Origin of the sequence: Maribacter sp. 4U21 (assembly GCF_002742365.1) — a bacterium.
Classification (GTDB): Bacteria; Bacteroidota; Bacteroidia; order Flavobacteriales; family Flavobacteriaceae; genus Maribacter.
The window spans coordinates 1-8,683 of sequence record NZ_MDGN01000027.1; the positions used below are offsets into that span (position 1 = coordinate 1).

At 41.8% G+C, this 8,683-nt stretch carries 6 protein-coding genes and 2 pseudogenes; 3 read left to right on the plus strand and 5 right to left on the minus strand.

Annotation, left to right across the window (positions count from 1 at the left end):
• Positions 1 to 155: integrase core domain-containing protein (locus BFP77_RS04880; protein ID WP_143751846.1), on the plus strand; the 155-nt coding region annotated here is incomplete at its 5' end.
• Between the two features lie 21 nt (positions 156 to 176).
• On the opposite strand, the pseudogene BFP77_RS04885 reads toward BFP77_RS04880, so the two are convergent.
• Positions 177 to 437 (minus strand): annotated as a pseudogene (locus BFP77_RS04885) (transposase); the annotation flags it as partial.
• A 75-nt stretch (positions 438 to 512) separates the two neighbouring features.
• On the opposite strand from BFP77_RS04885, the gene BFP77_RS04890 reads away from it, so the two are divergent.
• Together BFP77_RS04890 and BFP77_RS04895 are read left to right on the plus strand one after the other, a co-directional pair.
• A complete protein-coding gene (locus BFP77_RS04890; RefSeq protein ID WP_099572940.1) occupies positions 513 to 788 on the plus strand; it encodes a transposase in 276 nt (91 codons plus the stop codon).
• Entirely contained in the window at positions 785 to 1,648 is an 864-nt protein-coding gene (locus tag BFP77_RS04895) for an IS3 family transposase (protein WP_099572941.1), read from the plus strand. Before BFP77_RS04890 ends, BFP77_RS04895 begins: the two co-directional genes overlap by 4 nt.
• Before the next feature lie 129 nt (positions 1,649 to 1,777).
• On the opposite strand, the pseudogene BFP77_RS04900 reads toward BFP77_RS04895, so the two are convergent.
• The 4 genes and pseudogenes from BFP77_RS04900 to BFP77_RS04915 all read right to left on the minus strand — a co-directional run.
• Positions 1,778 to 2,446: pseudogene (locus tag BFP77_RS04900) on the minus strand (transposase); the annotation flags it as partial.
• 167 nt (positions 2,447 to 2,613) lie between these two features.
• Positions 2,614 to 5,043, minus strand: coding sequence for an SdrD B-like domain-containing protein (locus BFP77_RS04905; RefSeq protein WP_180272311.1), 2,430 nt, complete (start codon positions 5,041 to 5,043; stop codon positions 2,614 to 2,616).
• Positions 4,982 to 7,702: a DUF7467 domain-containing protein gene (locus BFP77_RS04910; protein ID WP_099572943.1), complete on the minus strand. Its 2,721-nt coding sequence runs from the start codon at positions 7,700 to 7,702 to the stop codon at positions 4,982 to 4,984. Before BFP77_RS04910 ends, BFP77_RS04905 begins: the two co-directional genes overlap by 62 nt.
• A 580-nt stretch (positions 7,703 to 8,282) precedes the next feature.
• Positions 8,283 to 8,683 (minus strand): IS1595 family transposase (locus BFP77_RS04915; protein ID WP_143751849.1); only part of this gene is annotated, 401 nt, incomplete at its 5' end.

Below are 8,683 nucleotides of genomic sequence, written 5' to 3' on the forward strand. Positions count from 1 at the left end.
AGCAAACACGTATATGGATGGACGATTATAATCATCACAGACCACATGACGCACTTGGCAAAGTGCCGCCAATAAAATACGCAGAACTTAATTCTTTTGGGGCTAGCCCCAAAAGAATTAAAAACAATAATTTTAATGAAGTTTTGGAAAACTAAACAGTTCTGATTGGGGGAAGCTTACACGGGTAAGGCTACAAAACGGGTAAGGCTACAAAAGGAATTGGCGTTTAATGCCAATGGTATCCTGTCCCCAAATTCAATATAAAGTTGTTGAACCGTAAGACTCCAATTATGTAGTGGGCTTGTCCATTTCTTTTCAATGTTCTTTGTAGCAAGATATACCAATTTTAGGAGGGCTATGTCATTGGTGAATGCACCTTTGGTCTTGGTCACTTTGCGTATTTGACGATGGAACCCTTCTACTGCGTTGGTGGTATTATAATTACCCCTATAATTCCCCCCGCTTTTAGGACAGTAAGTTAAGTTTAATTTTTAACTTAAATTTACTGTGTTATGAGTAGAAGAAAGCACACACCGAAGTTCAAGTTCAAGGTGGTATTGGAAGCCTTGAGCGAACGTTTTACGATCCAGGAACTGGGCAGGAAGTACGACATCCACCCCGCCCAGATCACGAACTGGAAATCGCAGTTCCTGAAGAACGGCGAGGAGGTCTTCTCCAAGAAGCCCAAGGACACGAAGACCGAGGCCGAGGAAAGGGAGGAACGGCTGCTCAAGACCATCGGGCAGCAGAAGGTCGAACTGGATTTTTTAAAGAAAGCCTTGTCATGAGAGAGGATGCGAAACAAAGAAAACGGCATGTTGACAAGGCGAACGGCCTGAGCGTGGTACGGCAGTGCGAGCTGCCGGGTATCCACCGCAGGGGAGTCTATTACGAACCAAAGGGCGAGTACGAACTGAACCTGGAGCTGATGCGCCTTATCGACGAGGAGAACATGCTGCACCCCTGGCTGGGCGTTCCCCGGATCACCACGTGGCTGCAAAAGGACAAGGGGTACGCCATCAACAAAAAGCGTGTCGAGAGGCTCTTCCGCCTGATGGGGATATCGGCCACGGGACCGAAGCCGAACACCTCGAAGAAGGGCAAGGGGGAACTTCACAGGATATACAAGTACCTGCTCAAGAACCTCGATATCGAGCGGTGCGGACAGGTCTGGGCCATGGACATCACCTATATCCCGGTACAGGGAGGATATCTCTATCTCTGTGCGATAATCGACCTGTACAGCCGCTACGTGGTGGGCTGGTCGCTCTCCAACACCATGACATCGGAGTGGTGCAGGAAGACCTTGGAGACCGCTATAGCGGAACACGGCGCACCGGAGATCCTCAATACCGACCAGGGGAGCCAGTTCACGGCAAGGGAGTTCACGGACTTCGTGACGAAGGAAAAGGAAATCCGCCTGAGCATGGACGGACGTGGAAGGGCCTTGGACAACATATTCGTCGAACGCCTTTGGCGCAGTGTGAAGTACGAGCATGTGTACCTGTTCCCGGCCGATGATGGGCTACAATGTTACAGGGGGCTTGAAGAGTATTTCAGGTATTACAACGACGAGAGGAGGCACCAGAGCCTGGAAGACGAGACGCCTTCAACAATTTATGAACAGAGCAAGAGAAAAGCGGCGTGATGGTACGAAAGGGCATAACAGGGTTTTCAACAAAAACGGGGAGTTATGAGTCTCCCCCCGGACCCCCCTCTTTCAACATCATCATTAAACTTATTCTGGATTTATTGTCCTAAGGATGGGGGTAATTATAATAATATTAAAGGCCCTAAAGCGTCTCTTGTTCTCAAAGACATCGGTTACAAAATCCATACTCCAAGTATGATTCAGTTCGTTTGGCACTTCTAAAGACTCTTTAACCCTAGATGGTAAGCGTTTCTTTACTTTCCTGCGTAATGGAAGACCCAAGGATACATAAACGCGGTGTACACGTTTATGGTTCCAAGGGTTACCTTCCTCTCGTAAACGGTCGTAAGATTTCCAAAAACCTTCTTCTGAATGCTCCTTTGCTTTTCTATGAAGCGCTCGCGCTATTGCACTATCGTCCTTGGGTAATGGTTTATAATAGTAAACGCTCTTACTCATATTGAGAACACGGCACGCCCTACTAACACCGTAATGAATAAGTTCTTTTGTGATCGCTCTTTTACGGCAGGGCTTTAGAGCTTTTTTTCGATGATCTCCTTAGCCATCTGATGATCTAATGCCAAAGTAGCATACATCTGTTTAAGTTTTCTGTTTTCTTCTTCAAGTTCCTTGAGCCTTTTTAATTCCTTAGAATTCATTCCAGCATACTTAGAACGCCACTTGTAAAAAGCAGCAGAACTAACACCGTGCTCACGGCTGATTTGATCGACACTCTTACCAGCGTTAAACTCCTTTCTTTGAAATCTGTGTGGGTGAAAATTTACTTTTTCTCATAATACTGTCTAAAGTTAAGATTATTACTCTACTCTTAAACAGTTCGGTTTTAAAGGAAGCTTACATTGACCCTAAAGTTTAAAAGTGTTTAACTTAATTACTTTAAATAAAAAAGCCCCGCCATTTAATGACGGGGCTTCTGAATTATATACTAGTAATCAACCCTTTTATTTGATGATTACTTGTTTGCTATCTGACCAATCTTTGCCATCAACCTTCAGAATATAATTGCCACTTGATAAATACTCTAATGGATATTCAACAACATCTCTTCCTTTTGTGATGTCATAAGAACGAACAGGATTAACCATTCTACCATTGGTATCAAATAATGAGATTCCAATATTCTCTTTATTTGCAGGAAATACAGCACTGAAATTAACAGCGTTCAATCCAATATTGTTTTCAATACTTCCATTTACTGTGTTAATCACAATTGTTAAAGTACTACCTGAAGTTGCTGGGACTGGGAATACAGAAGTTATCAAACTTTCAGAACTTGGTCTTGTACCATCTTCTATACAACCTTCATCTGGATAGTTCAAAGTGAATTCTAAAACTCCACTCTCACCCTCTGGACTTACCCAACTTATAGTGTAAAGCCCAAAGTCATCCTGGTTTAGTCCTAGATTATTTAAAATTTCTTTACCAGCCCAATCTCCACCAATACAATCTCTACAGTTAATGTCCTTGGTTACATATGTTTCACCATTTGGATAATTCCATGTGAAAACAAAACCTTCAAGACCAGCACCTATATTTTCATAGTCATTCAAATCGCTATCCCGATAAATCCATAACCATAAATCGTCTCCTATACAAGCTGAATCAGAGCTTCGGTCTTCATAAAAACCATTAGGGTCTCTTGGTCTAATTTTGTTACCAAGGTAAATATTGATTTTTCGATATATTCCGGCATCTTTCGTTGTTTCATCGGTATCTCCTACTTCAAAACAATCAGTTACTCCATTGGTATTAGCATCTGAATCTAAAGTGTCATCACCAATATTGGTCATTGCAAATTCGAACCCATTAGGAATATTATCGAAAACTAAATAATAAGGACCGCTATTTGGACAAACTTCAAATCCATAGTATCCGGCTTCTCCTGTATTAGGATTATCTGTAGTTACTGTGGTTTCTACTAGAGCACCATTGCTATTCTCTCCATTAGAGCAGTTGTAAAGTGTTACGGTTACTCCGTTTACACCAGTATCGCCATCATCTTGAATACCATTGTCGTTTCTATCATCAAATACATAATCTCCAATAGTAACTTTTTCATTCACAAATACGGTTACTGTATCTTCCGCTTCACAACCTTCCTCAGACGTAGCTGTAACCGTATAGGTAGTGTCAACAGATGGAGATACCATTATAGAAGCTCCAGTTTCACCTGTAGACCATTCAAAAGTTCCATTTCCACTCGCTGTTAGCATGATTTCATCACCAATACAAATTGTAACGTCATCACCAGCATCAACCACAGTGGCATCAAACTCCTTCACGATAAGCGTGATTAAGTAAGGACAGCCGTTATCGTCTGTCTGTGGGAACTCGTAGGTTCCAGCAGCGTACTCCTCGCCCTCATAGGTAAAGGTATCGCCCTCACAAACGGTCTCCTCGATGGTCTCGTCCGGAGTAGCCGGGTACTCGTCCACCACAAGGGTGATCAAGTAAGGACATCCGTTATCGTCTGTCTGTAGGAACTCGTAGGTTCCAGCAGCGTACTCCTCGCCCTCATAAGTAAAGGTATCGCCCTCACAAACGGTCTCCTCGATGGTCTCGTCCGGAGTAGCCGGGTACTCGTCCACCACAAGGGTGATCAAGTAAGGACATCCGTTATCGTCTGTCTGTGGGAACTCGTAGGTTCCAGCAGCGTACTGCTCACCCCCATAAGTAAAGGTATCGCCCTCACAAACGGTCTCCTCGATGGTCTCGTCCGGAGTGGCCGGGTACTCGTCCACCACAAGGGTGATCAGGTAAGGACATCCGTTATCGTCCGTCTGTGGGAACTCGTATGTTCCTGCAGCGTACTCCTCGCCCTCATAGGTAAAGGTAGCACCCTCGCAAACGGTCTTCTCGATGGTCTCGTCCTCGGTCTTGGGATACTCACCAACGGCAAGAGTTATCAAGTATGGGCATCCGTTATCGTCCACCTGAGGAAAATCATAGGACCCCGGGCCATACTCGACACCCTGATAGGTAATGGTCCCTCCCTCACATACATATGCATCAATAATCTTATCCGGTGTGGCCGGGTACTCGTCCACCACAAGGGTGATCAGGTAAGGACATCCGCTATCGTCCGTCTGTGAGAACTCGTATGTTCCTGCAGCGTACTCCTCGCCCTCATAGGTAAAGGTATCGCCCTCACAAACGGTCTCCTCAATGGTCTCGTCCGGAGTAAGCGGATTAACAGTAATAGTAGTCTCTATTTCTGCGAAACATTCGAACTGTGTTGTGTCTGTTACCAGCACATTGTAAACTGTTGTTTCTTCAGGTGACACAGTCAAACTAGCTTCAATGGCTCCTTCAATAAGTTCGCCCATTACTATCGTCACTACCAGCGTTTTGTTCTGTGATTTCAAATCCATTAGGAATGTTGTCAAATACGATATAGTATTCTCCAGAATCTGGACATACTTCAAACTCATAATAACCAGCATCACCAGAATCTGGATTATTTGCAGTTGTAGTTGATGTAATTTCTGTTCCGTCAGCCTGGAATAAGGTTGCATTAACACCATTAACGCCAGTAGCACCATCATCTTGAAGACCATTCTCGTTTTCATCAACCCATACAAAATCACCAATAACGACTTTGTCTAATAGGTTAACCACAACCTCGTCTTCTGCCTCACAATCTTTACAATCTTTGGCAACAACTATGTAAGTTCCTGACTGGTCAACCGTAATGGTAGCTTGGTTAGCGTCTCCGATAATATTACCGTCTTCAGTGGTCCAAACATAATCAACTTGAGAATTTCCGGGATTATAAGTGAAAGTTTTATTCTCGTCGGTGAACATGCTTTTTAATCTAAGGCTCCCAAAACGTGCACCAAGGGTTATTGGTGCAGAGCAAGAAGTATGAAATTCGATTACTTCTTGTTTGCCATTGATTTCAATAAATGTTACAGACTCTAATTTATCATTGGCGTTACCAAATGTAAAGGAGCCGCCCAGTTCAACATTACCATTAAATAATACTTTACCTTTTTTATCTACTACTCTAATGTTTGCGTTGGGGGGTGTTCCTACGCCACCATTACAGTCACCCTTGTCACCTTGACTTCCACTATCAGCTGCACAGCCGCCTCCTAAAAAATCAAAAGTAAGTATTCGAGGTTTTCCATTTTCCTTTTTTTCTTCACATGGATCTAATGATTCCCCTGTGGTTGAACAATCATTTTGCCCATTTACATTAGCTGTTAAGCTAATGGTTTCGTTCTCACAAAATTCAATATCAGGTCCTGCATTAACAGTTAAATTACAGTTCGGTGGAATTTCTCCACATACTTCACCATCATCTGTTGTCAGTGACACTAACTTAAAACTTCCGAAACGTTCACCGGTTACCAAAGGTGCCGAACATGAAGCATGAACTTCAACCACTTCTTGGTTGCCATTTACTTTCAGGTATAATACAGATTCCAATTTGTCCCCTGGGTCTCCAAATGAGAAAGCGTCGCCAAGTTTTACGGTTCCGTTAAATAATATGTTATTTTTTTTGTCTATAACCTGAATATTTGCATTTGTAGGAAATCCAACTCCTCCATTGCAATCCGACTTATCGCTTTGAGTATTATCATCTGAGGCACAACCGCCACCTAAAAATTGAAAAGTAAGTTCTGCAGGTTTGCCATCGACTTCGTCACAACAATCTTCACCACCACCACAGCCAGGTGTAGTGAAACTAAAGTTGTTTGAACCATCACAATTGACAACAAAGTCATTTCCAAATTGTTTATCATCCTTAACGTTCCATACTTGCCACACATGACCATCTGAAACATCAAAGGAATACGTCTGGCCGGGTTGAATTGTTGATTGGGCTGGTTCTTGCCACTTGTTTTTTGAAATCAATCTCCAAAGAACGGCTGGCTCACAACCATTATTGACAATTGTGGCCTCACATGGTAGATTAGCTGTTTCATTGCAAACCTCACCATCATCACTGAGCAGACCTTCCAAACGAAGGCTACCGAAACGCTCTCCGGGAATCAATGGAGCAGAACAAGAAGCATGGACTTCATTGACTTCTTGATTACCATTAATGTATATAAAAATTACAGATTCCAGTTTATCACTAGGGTTGCCAAAGGTAAAAGTGTCGTTCAAGGCAACATTTCCATTGAACAACTCATTATCCTTTTTATCTATAACCCTAATTTGGGCATCTACAGGGGTACCGACCCCTCCATTACACTCAGATTTATCATCTTGGGTATTACCATCAGCAGCACAACCGCCGCCAAGAAAAGTGAATGTCAGTTGTGACGGTTTACCGTCGATTTCATCACAGCAGTCTTCTGCGAAAATCGGTGGCACATCACTTTCATTACAAACCTCACCATCATCACTGAGCAGACCTTCCAAACGAAGGCTACCGAAACGCTCTCCGGGAATCAACGGAGCAGAACAAGAAGCATGGACTTCATTCACTTCCTGATTACCATTGATATAAATATAAATTACCGATTCCAACTTATCATTGGCATCCCCAAAGGTAAAGGTATCACCTAAAGCAATATTACCATTGAACAATTCATTATCCTTCTTATCAATGACCCTTATCTGGGCTCTTTCAGGAGTGCCAATGCCTCCATTACATTCAGATTTATCATCTTGGCTATTGTTATCTACAGAACAACCTCCACCTAAAAAGGTAAAAGTTAATTGTGCCGGTTTACCGTCAATTTCATCACAGCACCCTTCATCACCTTTGTTATCTTTTTTCTTTTTGGACAACATATCAAAACTGTTGTCCAAGAAATTTAAAGCATTCTGGGAATTGGTACTTAAATCAATTTTCCCTGTTGTAAAAAACGCACCATTAGGTAAACGAGGTCCATGTAGTTCGTTAAATTTTGTTTTTTTAATGTCTGGTTTGTTATCGTCATAAAAGACAAAATAGCTCACATTACCACCTTCATTGGAAGGGCTAGCGTAGGTGCCAATTGCCATTAATTGTAACAATAGTAATAATAGAAGGTACAGTCCTTTTCTTAATTTACTTGTTGTGAGGTTTTTCATTTTACGTGAAATTTAAATTAGGGTATACCTCTTTATTGAATTTAAGCGGTTATACCAAATATGCAAGATTTTGAACTATGTAAAGCACAAAGAACTAGACTCAAATTTTGAAATAAAGTCCGTTTTGATACTGAATTAAATTGGTGGAGTGTAATGTCATTTCATAAGCAAGATAAATTTGTTAAATTTTTAAAATAATAGTTTAGAACCTCATTAAGCCTTGATAGCCTAAATCGTATAAATGTTAGTCAATAAATAAGTATAACTTAGTATTTTAAACTTTACAAAATATAATGCAAGCAGGTTTAACGATAAAAAATTATATATCAACATTTCACATTTTAGAATGTAAAAGTATCCTGTAAGTAACGTTTTGAATGGTTGTTAAAATTTTTTAGGATAGTTTAAAAAGTTCTTTACGGTGTAATGCTCATTATTTTCGTTGTGCGGTGATTTTATTGTTCTTTCGCTTGTCTTTAGTAGGTAAATACTTAATTTGTAATATATTATTTCTTATAGGAATTATGAAAAAAGAAGTTAATGTGTAGGTCTTCGTTTTTAAACGTATAGAGGTCAGTAGTTAACTGCATATTAGTTTGGACCGGTATACTTTTTCTTTTCCGACCATTTTAGTTATCAGGTTGTTGAATACGGTCGCCTTGCTTTGGGAGCGGTTTATGCTGAAGCAGAACTCGTTGAAATACCTGTTGATATGAAAGTCGCTCACCCATGAATAGGTCGTTCTAATCCAGGACTTTATCTGGTGTATCATGGTATGCAGCGCCTTGAAGTTGGCCCCCTTCGCACTTTCTATCTGGTTTATATCGTAGACCTTTGCGATGGGCCTGTACCCCTTCCATTTGTCCGTGGTCACCTTGGCCTCCCTGCTGATATGGTCGATGAAGATATATTGCAGCGACCTTGCCGAGAAGTCCTCGATGCGCATGGCGTACATGCGCCTGACCTTACCTTCCGGGGTAA

Coding starts and splice junctions, on each gene's coding strand:
- BFP77_RS04890 (WP_099572940.1), top strand. CDS start 513: ATGAGTAGAAGAAAGCACACACCGAAGTTCAAGTTCAAGGTGGTATTG.
- BFP77_RS04895 (WP_099572941.1), top strand. CDS start 785: ATGAGAGAGGATGCGAAACAAAGAAAACGGCATGTTGACAAGGCGAAC.
- BFP77_RS04905 (WP_180272311.1), bottom strand. CDS start 5,043: ATGGATTTGAAATCACAGAACAAAACGCTGGTAGTGACGATAGTAATG.
- BFP77_RS04910 (WP_099572943.1), bottom strand. CDS start 7,702: ATGAAAAACCTCACAACAAGTAAATTAAGAAAAGGACTGTACCTTCTA.